General features: G+C 70.1%; 17 protein-coding genes and 1 riboswitch. Of the genes, 10 read left to right on the top strand and 7 right to left on the bottom strand.

What is annotated here, in order from left to right; genetic code table 11:
* Positions 1-128: 128 nt before the first annotated feature.
* Positions 129-348, top strand: a riboswitch (cyclic di-AMP (ydaO/yuaA leader).
* An 8-nt stretch (positions 349-356) separates the two neighbouring features.
* The 5 genes from FHS42_RS08550 (at position 357) to FHS42_RS08530 (ending at position 5,163) form a co-directional block, all read left to right on the top strand.
* Positions 357-1,607: a C40 family peptidase gene (locus FHS42_RS08550; RefSeq protein WP_184570471.1), complete on the top strand. Its 1,251-nt coding sequence runs from the start codon at positions 357-359 to the stop codon at positions 1,605-1,607.
* A gap of 117 nt (positions 1,608-1,724) precedes the next feature.
* The gene (locus FHS42_RS08545; RefSeq protein ID WP_184570469.1) at positions 1,725-2,165 is read left to right on the top strand and encodes an RrF2 family transcriptional regulator; all 441 of its coding nucleotides are present in this window, start codon (positions 1,725-1,727) and stop codon (positions 2,163-2,165) included.
* A gap of 141 nt (positions 2,166-2,306) precedes the next feature.
* Positions 2,307-3,515 (top strand): globin domain-containing protein, encoded by a 1,209-nt coding sequence (locus FHS42_RS08540; protein ID WP_184570467.1) that lies wholly within the window; start codon positions 2,307-2,309, stop codon positions 3,513-3,515.
* A gap of 249 nt (positions 3,516-3,764) precedes the next feature.
* Positions 3,765-4,052 carry a hypothetical protein gene (locus FHS42_RS08535; protein WP_184570465.1) on the top strand — a complete coding sequence of 96 codons (288 nt, stop codon included), beginning with the start codon at positions 3,765-3,767 and terminating at the stop codon, positions 4,050-4,052.
* Positions 4,053-4,287: 235 nt separating this feature from the next.
* Positions 4,288-5,163 (top strand): polysaccharide deacetylase family protein, encoded by an 876-nt coding sequence (locus FHS42_RS08530; protein WP_184570463.1) that lies wholly within the window; start codon positions 4,288-4,290, stop codon positions 5,161-5,163.
* Between the two features lie 104 nt (positions 5,164-5,267).
* Here FHS42_RS08530 and FHS42_RS08525 read toward each other — a convergent pair whose 3' ends face one another.
* From FHS42_RS08525 to FHS42_RS36710, 3 genes are all read right to left on the bottom strand, one after another.
* Positions 5,268-5,987, bottom strand: a complete 720-nt coding sequence (locus FHS42_RS08525; protein ID WP_184570461.1) for a LuxR C-terminal-related transcriptional regulator — start codon at positions 5,985-5,987, stop codon at positions 5,268-5,270.
* On the bottom strand, positions 5,984-7,246 hold the full coding sequence (locus FHS42_RS08520; protein ID WP_184570460.1) for an ATP-binding protein: 1,263 nt from the start codon (positions 7,244-7,246) through the stop codon (positions 5,984-5,986). The genes FHS42_RS08525 and FHS42_RS08520 overlap by 4 nt, the downstream gene beginning before the upstream one ends.
* Before the next feature lie 164 nt (positions 7,247-7,410).
* Entirely contained in the window at positions 7,411-9,717 is a 2,307-nt protein-coding gene (locus FHS42_RS36710; protein WP_312866772.1) for a protein kinase domain-containing protein, read from the bottom strand.
* A gap of 319 nt (positions 9,718-10,036) precedes the next feature.
* Here FHS42_RS36710 and FHS42_RS08505 point away from each other — a divergent pair, with 319 nt between their 5' ends.
* Together FHS42_RS08505 and FHS42_RS08500 are read left to right on the top strand one after the other, a co-directional pair.
* On the top strand, positions 10,037-11,404 hold the full coding sequence (locus FHS42_RS08505) for a PspC domain-containing protein (RefSeq protein ID WP_184570458.1): 1,368 nt from the start codon (positions 10,037-10,039) through the stop codon (positions 11,402-11,404).
* Positions 11,401-11,781: a hypothetical protein gene (locus FHS42_RS08500; protein ID WP_184570456.1), complete on the top strand. Its 381-nt coding sequence runs from the start codon at positions 11,401-11,403 to the stop codon at positions 11,779-11,781. Before FHS42_RS08505 ends, FHS42_RS08500 begins: the two co-directional genes overlap by 4 nt.
* A gap of 61 nt (positions 11,782-11,842) precedes the next feature.
* Here FHS42_RS08500 and guaA read toward each other — a convergent pair whose 3' ends face one another.
* Positions 11,843-13,441 (bottom strand): glutamine-hydrolyzing GMP synthase, encoded by a 1,599-nt coding sequence (gene guaA / locus FHS42_RS08495; protein WP_184570454.1) that lies wholly within the window; start codon positions 13,439-13,441, stop codon positions 11,843-11,845.
* 257 nt (positions 13,442-13,698) lie between these two features.
* Here guaA and FHS42_RS08490 point away from each other — a divergent pair, with 257 nt between their 5' ends.
* Positions 13,699-14,073 carry a chorismate mutase gene (locus FHS42_RS08490; RefSeq protein WP_184570452.1) on the top strand — a complete coding sequence of 125 codons (375 nt, stop codon included), beginning with the start codon at positions 13,699-13,701 and terminating at the stop codon, positions 14,071-14,073.
* A gap of 758 nt (positions 14,074-14,831) precedes the next feature.
* On the opposite strand, the gene FHS42_RS08485 is transcribed toward FHS42_RS08490, so the two are convergent.
* Positions 14,832-15,863, bottom strand: coding sequence for an alpha/beta hydrolase (locus tag FHS42_RS08485; protein WP_184570450.1), 1,032 nt, complete (start codon positions 15,861-15,863; stop codon positions 14,832-14,834).
* An 83-nt stretch (positions 15,864-15,946) separates the two neighbouring features.
* On the opposite strand from FHS42_RS08485, the gene FHS42_RS08480 reads away from it, so the two are divergent.
* Together FHS42_RS08480 and FHS42_RS08475 are read left to right on the top strand one after the other, a co-directional pair.
* Positions 15,947-16,492 carry a MarR family winged helix-turn-helix transcriptional regulator gene (locus FHS42_RS08480; protein ID WP_184570448.1) on the top strand — a complete coding sequence of 182 codons (546 nt, stop codon included), beginning with the start codon at positions 15,947-15,949 and terminating at the stop codon, positions 16,490-16,492.
* A 213-nt stretch (positions 16,493-16,705) separates the two neighbouring features.
* On the top strand, positions 16,706-17,791 hold the full coding sequence (locus FHS42_RS08475) for an LAETG motif-containing sortase-dependent surface protein (RefSeq protein WP_184570447.1): 1,086 nt from the start codon (positions 16,706-16,708) through the stop codon (positions 17,789-17,791).
* A gap of 185 nt (positions 17,792-17,976) precedes the next feature.
* On the opposite strand, the gene FHS42_RS08470 is transcribed toward FHS42_RS08475, so the two are convergent.
* A complete protein-coding gene (locus tag FHS42_RS08470; protein WP_184570770.1) occupies positions 17,977-19,860 on the bottom strand; it encodes a GMC oxidoreductase in 1,884 nt (627 codons plus the stop codon).
* Between the two features lie 174 nt (positions 19,861-20,034).
* The gene (locus tag FHS42_RS08465; RefSeq protein WP_184570445.1) at positions 20,035-21,672 is read right to left on the bottom strand and encodes a succinic semialdehyde dehydrogenase; all 1,638 of its coding nucleotides are present in this window, start codon (positions 21,670-21,672) and stop codon (positions 20,035-20,037) included.
* Positions 21,673-21,809 lie beyond the last annotated feature (137 nt).

Raw genomic sequence — 21,809 nt, 5'->3', positions numbered from 1 at the left:
ACCCGCACAGCCCTTCCGGACACATCGAACATCCGTCTTCACAGTCGCCCCGCTCATTGGCTACGGTGCCTGGCCAAGGCACCCCGTATCCCCGTCGGCGAGAGCGTCGGCAACGGGTGGCCCGCGCCGAGTTCGGTTCGCCACAAGGCGGCCGGAGCCGGGGACCCACCTTTCCTCACCTCCCGCGAGGCGGGGAAGTACCACCGGGGTGAATCGGGCCGTGACCCCCCGTGCGGACCGTAGGGCAAAACTTCCTTCCCCTCAGCCGTCAGCGATCTTCCAGCCCTGACGTCCGCGTGGACAGCCCGAACCCGACAGCTAACCCGGTAGGCGGTCCACGGAAGGAGTCGCCTCCCATGGCGTCGCACCGCAGGCTGAATATGCCATCGGGTCGCCGTACCGCCATCGGTCTCACCATGGCCGCACTCGCCTCGCTCACCCTGCTCGCACAGACCGCGCCACCGGCGCACGCCGCGCCCACCGAGCCGCGCCCCTCGATCGAGGCCGTGAAGGAGCGGGTGGACACGCTCTATCAGGAGGCCGGTAGCGCCACCCAGGCGTACAACGGGGCCAAGGAGCACACCGACAAGCAGCGGGTCCGCGTCGAGGGGCTGCTCGGCGACGTGGCCGAGCGCACCAGAAAGGTGAACGAGGCACGCCGTAAGCTCGGCGCCTTCGCCACCGCCCAGTACCGCACCGGCGGCATCAGCACCACCGCGACCTTGCTTCTAGCCTCCGACTCGCAGAGCTTTTTCGACCAGTCCCATCTGTTGGCCCGGATGACCGGGCGGCAGCAGCAGGCGCTGAAGACCTATCAAGCGCAGCAGTCGGCCGCTACGAAGGAGCGCGCCAAGGCGTCCCGAAATCTGGGGTCCCTCACTACCGCGCAGAACGATCTCAAGACCAAGAAGAAGGCCGTCCAGACCAAGCTGACCGAGGCCAGGAGACTGCTGTCGGAGCTGACCGCCGAGGAGCAGGCCCGGCTGCTGGAGCTGGAGCGGAAGAAGAAGATCGAGGCCGAGCGGAAGGCCCATGAGCTGGCCCGCCAGCAGGCCGACGCGGCGCGCAAGGAGCGTGCGGAGCGTGCGGAGCGTGCGGAGCGCGAGCGGCGACGCCGCGAGAACGCCGATAATTCGGGCAGTGACGATCAATCCAGCAACGGCAGCGGGGCCAAGACCGGGGGGACCGACTCCGAAAGCGGTGAGCTGCCGGGGAACGGTTCGGGGGATATCACCGGTCCCGCCGACCCCTCCTATATCGCCAAGGCTCAGCAGGCGATCGACTTCGCACGAGCACAGCTCGGCAAGCCGTACGTATGGGGCGCCACCGGCCCCACCTCGTACGACTGCTCCGGGCTGACCCAGGGTGCCTGGAGGGCCGCCGGAGTGTTGCTGCCGCGCACCACCTGGGACCAGGTGAAGATCGGCAAGCGCGTCGCGACCTCCGACCTCACCCCCGGTGATCTGGTCTTCTTCTATCGCGACAGCAGCCATGTCGGCCTCTACCTAGGCAGCGGCATGATGATCCACGCACCGAAGCCGGGGGCGAGCGTACGGATCGAGTCGATCTTCTCCATGCCGATCTACGGGAGCATACGGCCGGCCTGACCCACTACGCGCGACTGCGACCTGCCTGACCTGGGCGAATGGAGCCCGGGGTGCTGCGGAGAGCCGAAAGCCCACCCCAAAGTGGATTCAAAGATGCGTATTAAATAGACTCCTCGTGTGCGATTGACCAAGGCCACCGATGTAGCGCTCCGCATCGCCATGCGCCTCGCGGTGCTGGACGAGGACAGCGCGCCGACCACTCGCGAGGTGGCCGACGCCGTCGCCGTTCCGTACAGCCATGCCGCGAAGGTCGTCACCAGACTGCGCCACCTCGGCGTCGTCGAGGCTCGGCGCGGCAGGGGCGGCGGCCTGGCCCTGACACCGGCCGGGCACACCGCCTCGCTCGGCTGGTTGGTTCGCGAACTCGAAGGGGTGGGTGACGTGGTCGGCTGCGAGGACGAGCTGCCGTGCCCCTTGCGGTCGGCGTGCCGGTTGCGTACGGCGTTGCGGCAGGCGCAGGAAGCGTTCTACGCGGCGCTCGATCCCCAGACCATCGATGACCTCGTGACGGCCCCGACCGGCCCGATCCTGCTGGGCCTCTCGCCGCGTCCCACCTAGCACCGCATCCCGCGCGGCGTGCCGGCTATCCGACGCCGAAAAGGGCAGCCGCGCATCACTCGCCCCCACCACCCCGCCCGCCGGGCCGTGTCCCCCCACGCCCGTAAAGACGAGTTTGAGATACGAATTTGAGGTGGATACATGCTGTCCGACACTTCAGCCGAGACGGTCCGTGCCACGCTGCCCATCGTGAGCGGCGCCATCGACAAGATCAGTGCGTGCTTCTACGACCGGCTCTTCGCTGCCCATCCCGAGTTGTTGCGCGATCTGTTCAACCGGGGCAACCAGGCCAATGGCGCGCAGCAGCAGGCGCTGGCGGGCGCCATCGCCGGCTTCGCCTCGGCGCTGGTGGCTCCCTCGCAGGCCCGTCCCGCCGCGATGCTCGACCGGATCGCCCACAAGCACGCCTCACTCGGCATCGCCCCCGACCAGTACCGGATCGTGCACACCCATCTCTTCGCGGCCATCGCCGAGGTGTTGGGCGACGCCGTCACCGACGAGGTGGCAGCAGCCTGGGACGAGGTGTACTGGCTCCTCGCCAACACCTTGATCTCCATGGAGCGTCGGCTCTACGCGGAGGCCGACGCCCCAGCCGGTGACGTCTGGCGCGACTACCGCGTGGTCGGCCGCACGCAGGAAGCCGACGATGTCGTCAGCTTTCTCGTCCGGCCACTCGACGGCACGCCGCCCCCGTTATTTCGACCAGGTCAGTACGTATCGGTGCAGGTGGAACTGCCCGACGGGGCACGGCAGATACGCCAGTACAGCCTGAGCTCGGCCCGCTCCGAAGCGTTGCACTTCACGGTGAAGGCGATCGTGGACCCGACCGGCGCCACCCCGAACGGCGAGGTCTCCACGCATCTGCACACGCACCTCCACGCGGGTCATGTGCTGCGCATCAGCGTGCCCTTCGGAGACGTCACGCTCGACGAAGGCGACGACAGACCGGTCCTGTTGATCTCCGCCGGCATCGGTTGTACGCCGATGATCGCGATGCTCGACCAGTTGGTGGCGACCGGCTCACCACGCCGAGTGGTCGCCCTCCACGGGGACCGCACCCAGCGCACCCATGCCCTGAGCACCGAACTGGGCGAGCTGGTACGCAAGTTGCCGGACGCCACCGCACACGTGTGGTACGAGCAGCCGGCACCCCCCTGGCCCGCCCACCGCACGGGCCGTGTCGAGCTGTCGGCCGTGCCCCTACCCGACCCGCGCCACAGCGTGGCCTACCTGTGCGGCCCGCTCCCCTTCCTGTGCACGACCCACAACCAACTCCGCGCCCTTGGCATGCCCACGGACGACATTCACTACGAGGTCTTCGGGCCCGACCTGTGGCGCGGCGAAGGCTGACGACCGGCGCGTAAAACCGCCCCCAGGGGCCGGCCGGCGCCCCTCATGGAAACACCGGGGAAAAGCTGGTGCGCTGCCTGCTCACCAGGCCGATGAGTGGGCTGATGTTGCCGCGCAACAGGGCCAGCCCACGGTGCACAGGCGGTGCCGCCATGGACTACGCGCACATGCGGGAGACGGGCGAGGAGTTGGCCCGGCACGCCCCTGATTCCCTTCGTCGGATACGAGATCGTCGGCGATCAGATCGTGATGATGATGTCCTCCGGGCGCCCGCACGAGCTCATCGCCTGGCGTCCGCGTCGCTCGTCTGCGGCGATTGGCTTGCTGGCCGGGTTGTTCATCGGCTTCGGGTCGATCACCACCCCGAACACGGGCGACCACCCCTCCTGCGGTGACGGCCCGCTGATCGCCTCGACCGTCCTACAGATCGTCTCCTTCTTCATCAACATCGGCGCAGGGGCCATCGCCACCCTGATGCCGCCGGGCGACAGCGGCACGGGCCGCCGCCCCCGCAGCCGCCTTGACCACCGCGCCTGAGGGCGATGAAGGAAGCGGCACCGAGGCCAGCGCGGACGCTCGTGCTGGGTGCCGGTGTTTGCGCCGGTGCCTGTGGTACCTGTTCGACGTCCACCCGGGCCAACGCGAAGTGCTCGGCCCGGGCCGTACGCTCCCCCGCCGTACGCCGCCTCCAACGCTCCCCCTAATGTGGTGGGAGAACGCCTCATGGGGGGTGTATGAACTCCGTGTATACACGGCATGTACAGTGCTCCGCATGCTGTCTGAACCTCCCATATCCGGCGCGTCCGCCGACGCTGCCGATGCCACCCACAAAGCGGGTTCCGCCGCGTCCGCCCCCACTTCCCGCCGTGCGCGTGGCCGGGGGCCGTTGCGGGCGTCGAGTACGGTCGGCGCCGTCGCCGGTGTGCTCTCCCTGGCCCTTGCGCTGAGCGGCTGCTCGTCGGAGCAGAGCGATGCGACGTCTCCCGCGTCCGCCCGGTCCAAGGCCGGCGACGATGCCAAGGGGAAGATCGGTGCGGCCGACTGCGCCAAGGCCAAGTGCATTGCACTGACCTTTGATGCCGGGCCCGGCAAGGACACCGGCAAGTTGCTGGACACGCTGAAGGACAAGAAGGTCCCCGCGACGTTCTTCCTGCTCGGCAAGAACCATGTGAAGAAGCACCCCGACCTCGTACGCCGGATCGCGAAGGAGGGGCACGAGGTGGCCAACCACACCTGGTCGCACCCTCGGTTGACCGATCTGGAGCCCGCCGAGGCGCGTAAGGAACTGTCCCTCACCCAGGACGCCATAGCGGAGATCACCGGCCACAAGCCGACCTTGATGCGTCCGCCTCAGGGTCGTACGGACAAGGACGTCTCCAAGGTAAGCAAGGAGCTCGGGCTGTCCCAGGTGTTGTGGAGCGTGACCGCCAAGGACTTCTCGACGACGGACTCGGCGCTGATCACCAAGCGCGTCCTGGACCAGTCCGACCGGGACGGGATCATCCTGCTGCACGACATATACGACGGGACGGTGCCCGCCGTGCCCGGCATCATCGACGCCCTGCACAAGCGGGGGTTCACCTTCGTGACCGTGCCTCAGCTCATGGCACCGGCCGTGCCCAAACCCGGTGAGGTCTACCGCCCCTGAGCGGTCACCCCGCCCCACCCTGGGTTCCGGTTCCGGCTCCGGTTTTGGTTGCGGTTTTGGTTTTGGTCCCGGTTCGCGCTTGGCCGGTCGGTACGGCTGCCGGTTCAGACCAGCCGTCGTGCCGTGGCCCAGCGGGTCAGCTCGTGCCGGTTGGAGAGTTGGAGCTTGCGCAGTACCGCCGAGACGTGTGACTCGACCGTCTTCACCGAGATGAACAGCTGCTTGGCGATCTCCTTGTACGCGTAACCCCGGGCGATCAGCCGGAGAACCTCGCGCTCGCGCTGGGTCAGGCGATCCAGGTCCTCATCGACCGGGGGCGCGTCCGTGGAGGCGAAGGCGTCGAGTACGAAGCCCGCGAGGCGCGGCGAGAACACCGCGTCGCCGTCCCGTACCCGGAAGATCGCGTTCACCAGGTCGGTGCCGGTGATCGTCTTGGTGACGTAGCCGCGGGCGCCGCCCCTGATGACGCCGATGACGTCATCGGCCGCGTCCGAGACCGACAGCGCCAGGAACCGCACCGGTTGCGACGCGTCGCCCATCATCGCCGCGCTGCGGCGCAGCACCTCGACGCCGCCGCCGCCGGGCAGATGTACATCCAGCAGGACCACTTCGGGGCGGGTGGCCGTGATGACCGTGACGGCCTGATCGACATCGGCCGCCTCGCCGACCACCTCCACGCCCGTGCGGTCGGTCTGGCCGATCTCGGCCTGCACGCCGGTGCGGAACATGCGGTGGTCATCGACCAGGACAACCCTGACATGTCGGTCGCCTTCGGCGACACTGCCGCCGCCACTGCCGCCGGTGTCCGTAACGCCTTCGGTCATGTCGCGACCCTCTCCATCTCAAGTTCCACTTCGGTGCCCCCGTCCGGCGCGGAGCGCAGCCGTGCCGTGCCGCCGTTGCGCTGCATTCTGCCGATGATCGACTCGCGCACGCCCATCCGGTCATCGGGTACCGCGTCCAGATCGAAGCCAGGACCCCGGTCCCGTACGGACACGAAGACCGTACGCCCCTCGACTTCGGCGAAGACCTGCACGGCGCCGCCCTCGCCACCGTACTTGGCGGCGTTGACCATCGCCTCGCGTGCGGCCTGCAACTGAGCCCCCAGCCGTTCATCCAGCGGGCAATCGCCGACGCACACCACCTCGACCGGCACCCCGTGATGGTCCTCGACCTCCGCCGCCGTGTGCTTGACGGCGTCGGCGAGGGTCGCCGGTTCGTCGGCCTCGTCCTTGCCCCTGCCCTCCGGTCGGTTGAGCCAGGCGCGCAGTTCCCGCTCCTGGGCGCGGGCGAGCCGGGTGACCTCGCGCGAGTCCTCCGCGTTCCGCTGGATCAAGGTGAGCGTGTGCAGCACCGAGTCATGCACATGGGCGGCGACTTCGGCCCGCTCTTGAGCCCGGATGCGCATCAGCCGCTCCTCGGACAAGTCCTGCGCCATCCGGACCAGGTAGGGCCCGGCGAGCAGCGCGATGCCGACCAGCACGGCCAGCGCCGCCTGGAGCACGGCACCCAGGTGTCGGGCCGAACCCTGCATCACCACGATGCCGGTCACCCCGGCGCACACCAGGGCGACGCCGGCCGCGCCGCGCGCGATCGGCAGCACCCGCTTGCGGCGACTGAGCTCCACCCACTGGGCGCGCCGCGAGTTGTCGGCCTGCCGCCAGACCAGCGCCACGCCCGCGCCGATCAACAGCAGCGGCCAGATATAGGTGTTGGCCCGGCCGAGTTGGAAGTTGCTGACGAACAGGGCCATGCCCGCCACGAGCGCGATCAGGGCGAAGATCTGCCCCTTTTCCGGCTTACGGGCCAGCAGTCTGCGCTTGCCGTCGGGGCCCGTGACGGGCGCGGGCCGGGGCGCCTCCACCCCGCCGACGCCGAGCGGCACGACGAACCAGAAGAGGGCGTACAGCAGCACGCCGAAGCCCTCTGCCATCAGCAGCGCCAGGAACACGATCCGCACCCAGGAGACCGGCAGCCCCAGGTGGCCTGCCAAGCCCCGGGCGACACCGCCCAGCATCCGACCTTCCGCACTGCGGTACAGCTTGCGCAGGGGGGGTTCGGTAGGAGTCGCGGCGGCGGTCATACGCAGATCGTCACACGATCGCCGCGCTCCGGGCATCAGGGCTGAACCCTGATCACCCCTGACCAAGGCCCGCAGGGGTCCCCTAAGGCGCGCGAATCCAGCAGTGGGCCTAACCCGCGGGCCCCCTGGGGGGCGGGGCGTGCGAGGACGCCGCCTTGACGCGGCTAGCCGGACGTGTTGCCTTGCGCGTTCTTCACATCGTCAGCCGTGTGGAAGCTGTCCTTGATGACGTCGAAGATGGGCCGGTACTCCGACCATTGCTCGCTCGGGGCCGACACGTAGATCGCGTACTCCTCCTTGCCCTCCTGGCCAAAGCCGAGGTCAATGCCCCGGAACTCCCGAGCCGAACCGCGGAAGGAGAACTCCCAGATGGCGGCGGCGTTGCCGCGGAACGTCGTGCGCTGCATACGCAGCCGCTTGAGGGTGGGCTCCCGTTCGCGCCACTGTTCCTCGACCTCCTCGAAGTGGGCCAAGTGGTCGGAGGAGGCGAAGTCCAGCACATTGATCTTTATGCCGACCTTGCCGGTTGGGTCCACGTAATCGACCTGCTCGCCGGTGCCCGTCTTGCGGGTCCAGCCATCCGGCACCGGGAAGGCGACCCCCAAATCCTCCTCGTGGACCAGGTGGTAGCCATCCGGCACGGGGGACGGCTTCGGTTTGGGCTTGCTCTGGCCCGGTCGCGCCTTGCTTGCCTTGTTGCCTTCGCCTGGCGTGCTGGGCGCGGTCTTCTTCGTACTGGGCCGTGCACCGTTGCTAGCACCGTCCTCGTCGGCCACCAGGTAGACGGCCAGGGCGCCCGCTCCGACCGCGAGCAGAGTCACGGCCACCACGCTCCACAGCGTCGCCCGGCTGCGTTGCGACCGGCCCGTCGTGAGCGTGCGCGTCGCCGTGGTGGGCCCGGAGGCGCCCCCGGGGGCTGGAGTGTGCTCGGCTGGGTGACGGTGGCCCATCGGCGCGGGCGAAGGGTGCTGCTGTTGGTCCTGATCGGGTTGTTGGTACTGATGGGGCGGCTGATGCTGGTTGCGTTGTTGGTTGGGCTGATGGGGCTGTTGGTGCCGGCTCGATTGTTGGTGCGGGTGCTGCCGCTGGGGGGTGGCGCGCCAGTGCGTGGGAGCGGTGCCGCCCTCGGCGGGCGGGGCCCCGGCGACCTGCGCCGATGGCGACGCGCCCCCGGTCAGACTGCCCGCACCACCGACGCCCGACGCATCCCCGCCAGCCGCCGCCGGACGCGGGAGCGGCGCCGGCTGCGGCGTAGGCGTAGGCGTTGCATGTGGCGTAGGCGTAGGGGTCTGCGTCGCGATCGGCGTCTGGGGCGCATCCGAAGTGGTGGCCGGGGCGTTCGGCGCGGCGATGGCACCGGCAGCGGCGGAGACCGCGGCCGATGTGGGCCCCGTGGCCGGTCCGGTGGGCGAAGGTGCCGCCCCGTCAGGCGCGTTCCGTCGCGCACGGTCCCGCTCCGAAAGCAGCGACGAGGAGCGCATCAGCTCCGTCTCGGCCTCGGCGGCGGCAGCCCGCAGCGCCCATTCCGCGGCCTCGGCAGACGGTCGCGCATCCGGGTCCTTGGCGAGCAGCGCCTCGACGAGCGGCGCCAGGATGCCGCCGTAGCGCAGCGGTGGCATGTCGTCGGTGGCAATCGCGTACGCCGTCTCGAACGCGGTGTCCTTACGGAACGGGGGCCGCCCCTCAAGCGCCTGGTAGAGCGTCGCGCCCAGTGCCCACAGGTCGGATGCGGGCCCTGGCTTACCGCCTCTGACGCGTTCGGGGGCAACGTAGTCAATGGAGCCGACCAGTTCGCCGGTCTTGGTCAGGGTCGAGGTACCGGAGGCGACGGCTATGCCGAAGTCGGTGAGGACCACCCGGCCATCCCCCAGCGGGCCGTCGACTCGGCCGCCGTCCGTATCGGCTGCCGCAGCCGCGCCGCCCCGACCGCCGTGCCACCCATCGCCGTGCACACCGGGCGCGCTGCCATCGCTGTCTCGGTCCTCACCATGACCGTGGTAGCTGCTGTTTTGGTGGCTGCCTGCGGTGCCGAGGAGCACATTGCCGGGCTTGACGTCCCGGTGCAGCACGCCGGCCGCGTGCGCGGCCCGTAGGGCGGCGATCATGCCTCGCCCGATCCTGGCCGCCTCGTCGGGCGCGATGCGGCCCTTGCGCTTGAGCACGTCGGCGAGGGTGGTCGAGGGCACGTACTCCATGACGATGCACGGCACGCCGCGATCGTCCACGACGTCGTGCACCACAACCACGTTGGGATGCGCGATGCGGGCCGCACTGCGCGCCTCGCGCCGCGTGCGCTCGTACAACGTTGCCAGTTCGTCGTCGGCCAGGTACGGCGAGATGTGCAACTGCTTGATGGCGACCTGACGGCCCAGCAGCTCATCGGCGGCTCTCCACACGGTACCCATGCCGCCCCGGCCAATCCGCTCCACCAACCGGTACCGCTCGGCGACCAGCCGCCCCTCGTCCGACACCGCACACCCCTCTGCTTCCCCCGGTACCGTTCGAACGGCCACGATAGCTGCCCTGCCGCTGTATTCCCTCGTTGAGGCGGCCTGTGACGCTCTGCGCCGCACAACACAGGGCTCTGCGCCGCACAACACATCGCCCCGCCCCACACGACAAGAACGCCCCCGCCGCGCCGCGAGGTGCCCCCGTCCTGGGGGCAATACATACGCAACGCGGGCGGAACGGAAGACTCACGGATCTCAGGGACAACCCGAGCGTGATCTCAGGGAACGTCCAGGGTCATGGCGGATACCGGCTCGGGGGCCGGGTTGACACCATAGGTGCATGACCGATGCACCCGCCGCCGAGGACGGCGCCACCCGCCCCCCGGCGGCGCCTGGCGGCGCCACGGCTACAGCCACGGCCACAGCCACAGAGCCGCCGCAGCCGGCGCGCCCGCCGTTGCGGCGCAGCCGCGAGCACAAGTTGGTGTCTGGAGTGTGCGGGGGCCTCGGGCGGTACTGCGACCTTGACCCGGTGCTCTTCCGGGTTGTGCTCGCCGTGCTCGGCGCGGCGGGCGGTGTTGGTCTGATCGTGTACGGCTTCGCCTGGCTGCTCATCCCGCTCGCCGGCGAGGACCAGAACGAGGGCAGGCGGCTGCTGTCCGGGCGTGTCGAGGGTTCGGCGCTGACGGCGGTGTTGGCCGCGCTGGTGGGCTGCGGGCTGTTTCTGTCGATGCTCAACAACGGCAGCGTGGTGGCGTTCTCGATGATGCTGTCCCTCGCTGCCGCGGGCGCGGGGTACTGGTCGCGGCACAGGCGGCACGCGGAGAACGATGGCGCAGTGGACCCCGCGACCGCACAGGCAGTGGCGGACGCGCCCCCGGAGACCCGGGCGCCGCCCGTGCCGGGGTCCCCGTCGTGGTGGCGCGACCCGATCGTCAAGGACGGCACGACGGGGTTGCCCCGTTCCGCGCGCCCGGCGCCGGCCGCCGGCTACTTGTGGGGTCCCGACGACACCCCGTACGAGCCTCGCACGGGCTCCTCCGTCGCCGCGCCACCGGTGCCTCGCGGCGACGCGATCGGCGGTCGGACGTTTTTGCTCGCGCTGTGCGCGGCGGCGATCGGCACCGGCAGCACGTGGGATACCCAGCCACTCGGCACCAGCCTGGAGGTCGGACTCGCCTGTGCGCTGGCCGTGTTCGGCATCGCGCTCACGGTCAGCAGTCTGTACGGGCGTACCAGCGGCGGCACCATCGTCTCGGTGGTGCTGACCGCCGCACTGCTCGCGAGTGCTGCCGCGCTGCCGAAGTCGGTGACCACCGACTGGCAGGAGCGGACATGGCGGCCCGTCAAAGCGGCGGACCTGCGCCCTCGGTATGAGTTGGGCACCGGACACGCGACGCTCAACCTGGCCAGCTTGCGCCCGGGGCGGGACCGTACGCTCACCACACGCGCCTCGGTAGGCGCGGGCAAGCTGGAGGTGACCGTGCCCACAGACGTGACGCTGCGGCTGTCGGTGCAGGTGGGGCTGGGCGACCTCCAGCTCCCGGGTGAGCAGCAGGACGATGTGGACGTCGCGCCCCGCCGCTCGCGCGAGGTGACCGTCCGGCCCATGGCGGGCAGCAAGCCGCTGCCCGCGGCGAAGACACGCGGCACGCTGGTGCTCGACCTCGATGTCGGCGTGGGACAGGTGGCGGTGGTGCGGCAATGAGACGGCACACCTTTGAACCGGGTCGCCTGGTCGCCGGGGTCGCGGCGCTGGCGGTGGGAGCCGGTTACGCGCTCGACGCGGCCGAGAAGTGGAATCCGCCGCCGTTCGTTCTCCTGCCGGTCCTCGCCGCAGGGTTGGTGCTCGCGGCGCTGATCACGGCGGTGACCCACGCGGTACGCCGCCGTACGCGCCGCGCCGAGCAAGCGCGGGCGTCCGCGCCCGACCCCAGCACGCTGGGCGACCTCCCCATGGACTGGTTCCGCGAGGGCCACGAGGCGCTGCGTACGGCCCCTGCTGCCCCTGCTGCCCCTGCCGGCCCCACCGACTCAGCTGGTCCCAACGATCCCGCCGGCCCCACGGCCGGGGGCCGCACCTAGCAACGGCCGCGCCGCCCCCCGGTCTTGTGGGGGCGGCGCGGCCGTGCGACAGGAGGGGAGGTCACTCCCATTCGATGGTGCCCGGCGGCTTGCTGGTGATGTCCAGGACCACGCGGTTGACCTCGTCCACCTCGTTGGTGATGCGGGTGGAGATCTTCGCCAGCACCTCGTACGGCAGTCGCGACCAGTCCGCCGTCATCGCGTCCTCGGAGGAGACCGGGCGCAGCACGATCGGGTGACCGTAGGTGCGGCCGTCGCCCTGCACGCCAACCGAGCGGACGTCGGCCAGGAGTACGACGGGGCACTGCCAGATGTCCCGGTCGAGCCCGGCGGCCGTCAGCTCCTCGCGGGCGATGGCATCGGCCTCGCGCAGCAGGTCGAGCCGGTCCTTGGTGACCTCGCCGACGATGCGGATGCCGAGCCCGGGGCCGGGGAACGGCTGCCGCTGCACGATGTCCTCGGGCAGGCCCAGCTCTTGGCCGACCATCCTGACCTCATCCTTGAACAGCCGGCGCAGCGGTTCCACCAGCTCGAACTCGATGTCCTCGGGGAGGCCGCCGACGTTGTGGTGGGACTTGATGTTGGCGGTGCCGGTGCCGCCGCCGGACTCGACGACGTCGGGGTAGAGCGTGCCCTGCACCAGGAAGGCGACGTCTTCCCCGGCCTCGCCCGCCTCGGCGACCAGTTCGGCCTGTGCCTGCTCGAAGACCCGAATGAACTCCCGGCCGATGATCTTTCGCTTCTGCTCCGGGTCGCTGACCCCGGCCAGCGCGGTCAGGAACCGCTCCTCGGCGTCAACCACCTTGAGCTGCACGCCGGTGGCGGCCACGAAGTCCTTCTCGACCTGCTCGGACTCGCCCTTGCGCATCAGGCCGTGATCCACGTAGACGCAGGTGAGCTGGGAGCCGATGGCCTTTTGGACGAGGGCGGCGGCGACGGCGGAGTCCACGCCTCCGGATAGCCCGCAGATGGCGCGCTTGCTGCCGACCTGCTCGCGGATGGCCGCGACCGACTCCTCGACCACATTGCTCGTGGTCCACGTGGGCTGTATTCCCGCGCCCCGGTAGAGGAAGTGCTCAAGGACCTGCTGGCCGTGCGTGGTGTGCATGACCTCCGGGTGGTACTGCACGCCGTACAGCTTGCGCTCGTCGTTCTCGAAGGCGGCGACCGGCACCACGCCGGTGGAGGCCGTGACGGTGAAGCCTTCGGGCGCCGCCGAGCACGCGTCGCCGTGTGACATCCACACGGTCTGCTCGTCCGGAGTGCCCTCGAAGAGCGTGGAGCCGGACTTGGAGACCGATAGCGGGGTACGCCCGTACTCCCGTGCGCCGTTGTCATCGACGGTGCCGCCGAGGGTGGTGGCCATCAGCTGGAAGCCGTAGCACATGCCGAAGACCGGGACCCCGGCCTCGAACAGGGCGCGATCAACGACGGGCGCCCCCTCCTGGTACACCGACGAGGGGCCACCGGAGAGAATGATCGCCTTCGGGTTCTTGGCGAGCATCTCGGCCACCGGCGTGGTGGAGGGAACGATCTCGCTGTACACCCGCGCCTCACGCACGCGGCGGGCGATGAGCTGTGCGTACTGCGCGCCGAAGTCAACGACGAGGACCGGGTCCGGGGCGTGGGCTTCGTTGGCAGGTGGGGTCGCTGATGGCACTGGGGCGGCCTTCCGGCGGTGGTACAGGGGGTTGGACTTTCCATCCTAACGGGCGCATACTCTCGCCCATGTCCAAGCACATGACCTTCGTCTTTACCTATGGCACCGGCCCGTCCGGCTGCCATGGTCGTGTTGCTTGAACCACTAAAGCGACTTCCCAGGCGCCCCGGGCCGGCAAAGGCCCGGGGCGTCGTGCGTTGTACCGGGTCTACGGGCCGGCCTGCGGGCCAGCAATTCCAGGACCAGGAGACACGGACATGAACACCGCCAGCGCCCCGTCCAACGCCGCCGCCCGTACCGCCGCCCCCGCCGGGCCGGGCGGCCCCACCGCGCGAGCCACCACCCCGCCCTCGGCCGAGCCTGGCCCCCTGCCTGGGGCAGCCGACGTGGCGGCGGGCGCCATCCATACGGCACGCCACCGGATCGACGACCTCGACGGCCACATCATCGGCCTGGTGCAGGAGCGCGCCGCCGTTTCGGCCGCCATCCAAAGCGAGCGGATCGCCTCGGGTGGGCGCCGGGTGAACCTCGCCCGCGAACTGGAGGTCCTCAACCACTACCGGGATCAGCTCGGCCAGCCCGGTACCGCGCTCGCGATGACGCTCCTCGAACTGTGCCGAGGCCGCGTCTGACCCCCCTGAGCCCATAGGCCGGTGCGCCGGCGTGCGCCTGTTGTGATGAGGCGCTTGCCGGGGAGTTCCGAGCCCTGTGCCGAATCGTTTGATCGCCCTGCGTGGCGAGCCGTCACCCGTACGGCGCGTGACCGGCTCGCGCGACGTGTCGTTGGGCCACGTGTCCGCGCCAGCCAGGAGCGGCCCGCCTCCACGCGTGGCTTCCGTACCTGTTCATCGGGCGCCCCGCAGCGGCAGGACGGAGACACCGAAGCGATGAGACGTGCTCCCCGTGGTGACGCAGTCGGGGCACGTCGTGGGACCTCGCTTCGGCCAGGTGATCGGTCAGCAGGGGACAGCAGCCCGGTCGCCACACCAACGGTCGGTCCCGGGGACGCCTGGGGCCGACCGCATCCGGTCGAAACGGTTGCGCCGGATGGGGCATATCCACCACGATGCAGAGCAGGAATCCCCGTACCGCACTGCTCGTCTTGTGTGGGGCTCGCCCGCCACCGACGGCCTGACCAGCCCTCGGAGCCATGTGGCCGGTGCACAGCGGTGGATCGGACAACAGCGACTTCATGACCAGCGGCGCCACCCCCCCCGGCGCCGCCTCTCAGCACCGGCGCCGCCCTGACGCCGATGCTGACCGCCGAGAGCCTCGTGGACGCCCTCCCCCCGCGGCGTCCGCGAGGCTCTCGCCTTTTTGCGCCCGCGTACGCCCCCAGAGCACGCCGCCCGCCAGCCGCCCGATCGTCAAGCGCGCCCCTACCGGTTTGTTACGGGTGCGCCAGCTGTTGTGAAAGCCAGGCGAGTGCGGGCGGCATCCGGTATTCCACGCCGTGGTGTCCTCCGTCGAACAGCTCGAAGTGGATGACGTCCTGCGATACTCCCGCCTCGGCGAGTGCATCGCGAAACGCCTGTGCGCCCAGGTCGAGGAACCATTCGTCGCGGGTGCCCGCGTCGATCCAGATTGCCCGCTGGGAGCGCAGCGCCTCGGCGTGCAGGGGCGCCATGCGCACCGGGTCCCAGTCCAGCCAGCGCTGCCAGATCTCCGGGCGCAGCGCGCCGGTACGCGGGTCGAACGGCAACTGTGGCGTGCCGTCCGCAGCGGGCGAGAAGCAGGCGGAGACGCCGAGCAGTTCGAGCAGCCGCATGTCCTCGTCCTTGGTGAAGGCCACGCGCGAGCGGAAGTCGTCCCACCAGCGGAAGATGTCGCCGTCGTAGCTGCGCAAGTGACGTGCTGCCAGGAAGAAATGCGGGAGGTACTGGGCCTCCGACAAGGAGTCGCCCGAATGGGTCGCGAAGGCGCCGAACAGGTCGGGCCGAAGCATCGGCGTGATCATCGCGCCGAGTCCACCGCTCGACTTTCCTGCCAGCGCCCGGTGCTCACGGTCGGCAAGCGACCGGTAATGGGCATCGACCCACGGCACGACCTCCTCGCAAAGATACGAGTGGTAGCGGCCGGTCCCCGGCGAATCGACGTACTGGCTGCCGCCGTACGCGGTCCAAGCGTCCACGAACACCAACATCATCGGCGGGGCCTCGCCACGGGCGAAGATTCCGTCGATGAGTTCGGGCACTGGCTGCCGGTAAGGGGTGCGGTTGCGCCAGGCCGGGAGGGCGCCTGCGTACCCGAGCAACATGTAGGTGACGGGGTAGCGGCGCCCGGGGTCGGCGTCGTAGCCGGGTGGGGTGTAGACCCACAGCGGCCTTGCCGTTGGGTCTCCTAGGGGGTTGTCGCGCAGCAGAGCGCTGTCGATGACGTGCTCGTCGATGCGGCCGGCGAGCGGGGTGGGCCACGGGTTCACAGAAGCCTCCTGGGGAGCGGAAGCGCGACGTTACTACGGTTTCAAAATATATGAAACGGAATTACGGGCCGTATGCTGGCGCGATGGACACACCGCACGGCGCGGCCCCCGCAGCCGACTCGATCGACCGGCACATCGCGCACTGGGGACACGAGGTTCCCGACCTCGACCCCACGATCGAGGGCGCCGTCACGCGGATGCAGATGCTGGTGCGCCATCTCCAGCGCCGCAAGGAAGCAGGGCTCGCCCAGCGCAACGTGAAGATGTGGGAGTACGAGATCCTGTGGCGGCTGCGCTCCGCCGGTGAGCCGTACCGGATGACGCCGACGCGGCTGGCCGAGGGCCTGGGCGTGCATCCTGCGACACTGACGAATCGGCTGGACCGGCTGGCGAAGTCCGGCTACGTGACGCGGGAGTACGCTCCGCAGGACCGCCGGAGCCTGCTCGTCACGCTGACCGAGCAGGGGCATGCGGCCTGGTCGGCCACGATCGGTGAGCAGCAGGCGACCGAGCGCGCACTCCTGGCGCCGCTGTCCGAAGCGGAGCGGGAACATCTTGTGGTCCTGTTGCGGAAGATCGCTGTTGCCGCGGAGTCGGACGGCCCGCCCCTGATGCCGTTTATCGACTGAGCGCGTCCCTGCCGCCAAGAGCCCCCGCCGAGCACCCCACTGGAACGTGAGCCAGATCACGGCAGAATGTGATCATTTTGTGCGCAACCTTTCTCGCGGACGACTGGTCATGTACGTGCAAACGCACGGCCAGCCCGCGCCCCAGCGCGACGGCCTTCCCACGCGGACGCCGCTGGTCTCCAGCGGCGTCCTACGGACCCAGAAGAGGTCTTCATGAAGCTTCGCCGCGCCTTCACGGCCGCCGCGGCCACGGCGGCCATCCTCCCCGCGACGCTGCTGGCCGCCCCCGCCGCGTTCGCCGAGGAGCCCTCGGGTACGCCCACGCCGACCAGCACGCAGAGCGAGAGCGGGACGCCCACGCCGTCCGGCACGCCGACGGCGTCCGACAGCCCCACCACGCCGGCGCCCTCGGGCACGCCGAGCACCACGCCTCCGCCGACCAACTCGCCCTCGCCGAGCGTCACCACGACCACGCCCGGCAGCAGCCCCTCGCCCTCGGACACGGCCTCGCCGACCGGCACGCCGACCGGCACGCCGACCGATGGCCCGAGTGCGAGCCCGAGTGCGAGCGAGAGCGAGCCGCCCGCGCCGTGCGAGGACAGCGACCACTACGCCGAGGACCCCGACCTCAGCACCACGCTGGTCGGGTTGCCGACGAAGGTCGTCGCTGGCAGCGGCTACCACGGGTTCACCTTCACTGTGAAGAACGACACGAACCGCGCGTTCCAGCGCGTTGACCTCGGCATCCTGGCGGGCACCGCGCACGCCAACGCCCCCGAAGGCACCGGCAAGTACCTGACCCTCCAGTTCAAGAACCCGGACACCGGCTTCTGGGAGAACATCTCCACCGACGCGGACAACGAGAGCCACGGGTACGTCGGCTACACCTCCGTGCGGGCGCACGAGAAGCTCAACTTGGATCTGCGGCTGAGCGTCGCCAAGAAGGCCCCGGACGGCTTCGGTTACGCCATCTCCATCGGCGTGTACGCGGATGAGGAGGGCAACTGCGTCTTCTCCTCCGGCGACTACTACGAGTTCGAGGTCGTGAAGTCGGCGGCCCAGCTCCCCGGCGGCAAGGAGTCCGAGGTGCCCGACGCCAAGCCGCAGGGTGGCAAGAAGCCGCTGCCGCTGCCGTTGAGGCCGGCCGGCAACAAGGCGATCCACCCGCAGGGCGAGCTCGCCACCACGGGTTCCGACTCCAACCTGCCGACGATCGCGATGATCGGTGGCGTGGCGATGGTCGCCGGCGCCGGCGCCATCTTCGTGGTACGCCGCCGCAGGGCGGAAGCCGCCGCGTAAGCCCTGACGACGCGGCCGGCGGGCCGCGCTGAACGGCCCCGAGGGCTGGGTGGACTGGCACACACCAGCCCACCCAGCCCTCGCACGTGCTCAGGCGCCAGGCGCGTTCTTACCCGCAGGGCACAGCCTTACGCGCCGGGCGCTGTCTCACGCGCAAAGCGCGATCTCACGCGCAGACCACAGCCTCACGCGCCGGGCGCGGTCCGCGGATCGGCCGGAGGCACGGCGTCCGGGGTGGCCTGCGCCATGGCCGCGGGCGCGGACCCCGCCACGGGCGCGGCCCGGGGCGGGATCGTGGGCATCGGCACGAACGGCAGGTTCAGCGCGCCGAACGCCTCCTTGGGGACGATCGGGGTACGCGGCTCGATGGGCGCCAGACGTCGGTAGGGCTGGCCCTGGGCCGGCCGGGGGTCGTGGTCGCCTCTGTTGGGCCACAGCGACATCGCCCGCTCCGCCTGTGCGGTGATGGTCAGCGACGGGTTGACGCCCAGGTTGGCGGTGATCGCCGCGCCATCCACCACATGGATGCCCGGGTGGCCGAACAGCCGGTGATACGGGTCGATGACGCCGTGCTCAGGCCCGGTGCCGATCGGGCAGCCGCCGAGGAAGTGGGCGGTGAGCGGAGTGCCCATCAGCTCACCGACGTTGGTGCCGGCGAAGCCGTTGATGGACTCCGCCACCAGGCGCGCCGCCTCCTCGCCCTCGGGTATGTGGTCCGGGTTGGGCGCGCCGTGCCCCTGCCGCGCGGTGAGCAGGCCCTTTCCGAGACCCTTCGCCTTGCGGTAGGTGGTCAGCGAGTTGTCATGGGTCTGCATGACCAGGCCGATGATGGTGCGCTCGGACCAGCGTCGGTTGGACAGCGCGCGGGCGGCGAGAGCGGGGTGCCGAAGGTTGGCGGCGAGGAAGCTCACCCAGTTGGGCACCCGCTCCCGGTGCCGGAACTGGAGGATGGACAGCGAGCCCATCGCATTGGACCCCTTGCCGTACCGCACCGGCTCGATGTGGGTGTTCGCGTTGGGGTGGATGGACGAGGTGATGGCCACGCCCTTGGTGAAGTCCACCCGGCGCTCACCGCTGATCTTCTCGTAGCGGCGGTCGGTGGTCTGTGAGCCGAGGATGGCCTCGGAGTTGGTACGGGTCAGCGAGCCGAGCCGCGGCGAGAGGCGCGGCAGATCGCCACGGTCGCGCATCGTGTGCAGCAGGGTCTGGGTGCCGTACGTGCCGGCGGCGACCACGACCTGTCGGGCCCGCAGCGACTGCGGCCTTGCCTTGCGGCGCTGGTCGGTGGGGACGGTCGCCACCCGGTAGCCGCCCTGGGGGTGGTCGGTCAGGCCCACCACCGTGGTCATGGGGTGGATGACGGCTCCGGCGCGCTCGGCGAGGTGCAGGTAGTTCTCGTTCAGGGTGTTCTTCGCGCCGTGTCGGCAGCCGGTCATGCACTCACCACACTCGGTGCAGGCCTTGCGATCGGGTCCCACGCCACCGAAGTACGGGTCGGCGACGGTCGCGCCCGGCGTGGCCCGTACGCCATCGGCCGCACCCTCCAGCTTGGCGTCGTCACCGTCACCGAAGAAGACGCCGACCGGCGCCATGTGGAACGAGTCGCCCACGCCCATCTTCTCGGCGGCGTCCTTGAGATGGACGTCGGAGGGGGTGAGCGTCTTGTTGAGCCGCACGCCGAGCATCCGTTGCGCCTGGTCGTAGTACGGGCGCAACTCGTCCTGCCAGTCCGTGATGTGGCCCCACTGCGGGTCCTGGAAGAACGCGGGTGGCGGCACGTACAACGTGTTGGCGTAGTTCAAAGAACCGCCGCCGACGCCGGCGCCCGCAAGGACCATCACCTTGCCCAGGAGGTGGATGCGCTGGATGCCGTAGAGGCCGAGTGCGGGCGCCCACAGGTAGTTGCGCAGATCCCATGAGTTCTTCGGCAGGCTCTCGCGGGCGAAGCGGCGACCAGCCTCCAGGATGCCGACGCGGTAGCCCTTCTCGCTCAGTCGCAGCGCGCTGACGGAGCCGCCGAAGCCGGAGCCGACGACGATGACGTCGTAGTCGTACGCGCCCGCATCCACCCCATCGGCAGCTGCCCCGTCCGCAGATACAGCGTGGGGTGCGTCGTGCTCGGAGCCGACGCCGGCGGACCTGTTGGCGGACCTGTTGGCGGACCCGTTAGCAGAGCCTTTGACGGAGCCAGGGTGGGCAGAGTCGTCCCGTGACACTGAGGTACCTCCGTAGGAACTGGCGGCTCAGCGGAGCCGCATTGCCTTCATGGCGCGCAGGCCACGGGTCATGAGCTGGGCGTACTGCTCGTCCGAGAGACCGAAGGAGGGGGCGAGCGGCACCAGGCGCTGCTGGGCGATGGTCTGCGCCTCGGTGTACTTCAACACGCCCTCGCTGCCGTGCCGGCGGCCAAGGCCCGAGTCGCCCATGCCGCCCATCGGCGCCTGGGCGCTGCCGTACGCGGCGGCGTAACTCTCGTTGACGTTGACGGTGCCCGCACGCAGCTTGCTGGCGATGGCCCGGCCCCGGGCGCCGTTCTTCGTCCACACACTCGCGTTGAGGCCGTACGGAGTGCCGTTGGCCAGCGAGATGGCCTCGTCCTCGTCGGTGAAGCGGTAGATGGACACGACGGGCCCGAAGGTCTCCTCGGCGCAGACCGCCATCGGCGACTCCACACCGTCGAGGATGGTGGGTTCGTAGAAGTACGGGCCGATGTCGGGCCGGGCGCGCCCGCCCGCGACGACGGTGGCGCCCTTGGCCACGGCCTCGTCCACATGCCGTACCACGGTGTCGAATTGCCGCTCGGAGACGAGCGAGCCCATGTCGGCGCCATAGGCGAGGTCGGCGCCGAGTTGCATCGCCCGGGTGCGGGCCGCGAAGCGCTCCACGAACGCGTCGGCCACCGACTCATGCACATACAGCCGCTCGATGGAGATGCACAGCTGCCCCGCGGATGAGAACGCACCGCGCACGGCGCCCGCCGCGGCCTTGTCCACATCGGCGTCGCGCAGGACCAGCATGGCGTTCTTGCCGCCGAGCTCAAGCGAGCAGCCCACGAGCCGGGCGGCGGCGCCCTGCGCGACCTGGCGGCCGGTGGGGGTGGAGCCGGTGAACGAGACATAGTCGGCGTGCTCGACGACGGCGGGCCCGATCACGGGCCCCTCCCCCAGCACGACCTGCCACACGCCCGCCGGCAGGCCGGCCTCGATCAGCACCTCACGGGCCCACAGCGCGGTCAGCGCGGTTTCCGTGTCCGGCTTCATCACCACGGCGTTGCCGGCGACGAAGGCGGGCAACGCGTCACCCACGGACAGCTCGAAGGGGTAGTTCCACGGGGAGATCTGGCCGACCACGCCGCGCGGCTGGCGCAGCTCGGTGACCTTGGTGAGCGTCGGCATGACGCCAACACGGCCCTTGGGGGCGAGGTAAGCGGACGCCTTGCGGCCGTAGTGCCGGGCGGAGACGCTGACTGCTTGGAGCTCCTCATGGGCGTGCAGCCTGGCCTTGCCGGTCTCCAGCTGGATGAGGTCGAGCACCTCGGACTGCCGCCGGAGCACCAGGTCGTGAAAGCGCAGCAGCACCGCGGCCCGCTGCCGCAGCGGGGTCGCGGCCCACAACTTCTGCGCCTGCCGGGCGCGGGCGAAGGCGGTGGTTACGTCCTCGGGCGTGGACTCGGGCAGTTGGGCAAGCTGCTCGCCGGTGAAGGGCGCGTGATTACGCGTACTACCGCTGCCGACCACATCCCGGGTGAGCCGGGCCACGAGCTCGGGGGTCACCACATCGGCCGCCGTACGGGTGCCCGCCGGCGCGGCGAAGACCGGATTGCCCGCGGCCCCTGAGAGGGAACTGACTGTGGCCTGCGTGGTGCCCTTCACGTCCGTCATGCGGGTGAGCGTATTCCCGCCGCGGCCGTTTGGGTACCCGGCGGTAACCCCTTTTCACCTGGCGGCCCCGGCGGCCTACATCGCGCCAGTAAACGCTGGCGACATCTGGGCTGGTCAGGGGCGTTGCACCCGCAGAT

Origin of the sequence: Streptomyces zagrosensis, from assembly GCF_014203645.1 — a bacterium.
GTDB classification, from domain to species: domain Bacteria; phylum Actinomycetota; class Actinomycetes; order Streptomycetales; family Streptomycetaceae; genus Streptomyces; species Streptomyces zagrosensis.
The sequence above is the reverse complement of the archived record's forward strand: the minus strand, read 5'-3'. Positions and strand labels throughout refer to the sequence as shown.

What these genes read in the sequence shown, in the direction of transcription:
- FHS42_RS08535 (WP_184570465.1), top strand. Translation starts at nt 3,765, where the DNA reads ATGATGATGTCCTCCGGGCGCCCGCACGAGCTCATCGCCTGGCGTCCG.
- FHS42_RS08525 (WP_184570461.1), bottom strand. Translation starts at nt 5,987, where the DNA reads ATGACCGAAGGCGTTACGGACACCGGCGGCAGTGGCGGCGGCAGTGTC.
- FHS42_RS08550 (WP_184570471.1), top strand. Translation starts at nt 357, where the DNA reads ATGGCGTCGCACCGCAGGCTGAATATGCCATCGGGTCGCCGTACCGCC.
- FHS42_RS08480 (WP_184570448.1), top strand. Translation starts at nt 15,947, where the DNA reads ATGGACACACCGCACGGCGCGGCCCCCGCAGCCGACTCGATCGACCGG.
- FHS42_RS08465 (WP_184570445.1), bottom strand. Translation starts at nt 21,672, where the DNA reads ATGACGGACGTGAAGGGCACCACGCAGGCCACAGTCAGTTCCCTCTCA.
- FHS42_RS08530 (WP_184570463.1), top strand. Translation starts at nt 4,288, where the DNA reads ATGCTGTCTGAACCTCCCATATCCGGCGCGTCCGCCGACGCTGCCGAT.
- FHS42_RS08475 (WP_184570447.1), top strand. Translation starts at nt 16,706, where the DNA reads ATGAAGCTTCGCCGCGCCTTCACGGCCGCCGCGGCCACGGCGGCCATC.
- FHS42_RS08540 (WP_184570467.1), top strand. Translation starts at nt 2,307, where the DNA reads ATGCTGTCCGACACTTCAGCCGAGACGGTCCGTGCCACGCTGCCCATC.
- FHS42_RS08520 (WP_184570460.1), bottom strand. Translation starts at nt 7,246, where the DNA reads ATGACCGCCGCCGCGACTCCTACCGAACCCCCCCTGCGCAAGCTGTAC.
- FHS42_RS08505 (WP_184570458.1), top strand. Translation starts at nt 10,037, where the DNA reads ATGACCGATGCACCCGCCGCCGAGGACGGCGCCACCCGCCCCCCGGCG.
- FHS42_RS08490 (WP_184570452.1), top strand. Translation starts at nt 13,699, where the DNA reads ATGAACACCGCCAGCGCCCCGTCCAACGCCGCCGCCCGTACCGCCGCC.
- FHS42_RS08500 (WP_184570456.1), top strand. Translation starts at nt 11,401, where the DNA reads ATGAGACGGCACACCTTTGAACCGGGTCGCCTGGTCGCCGGGGTCGCG.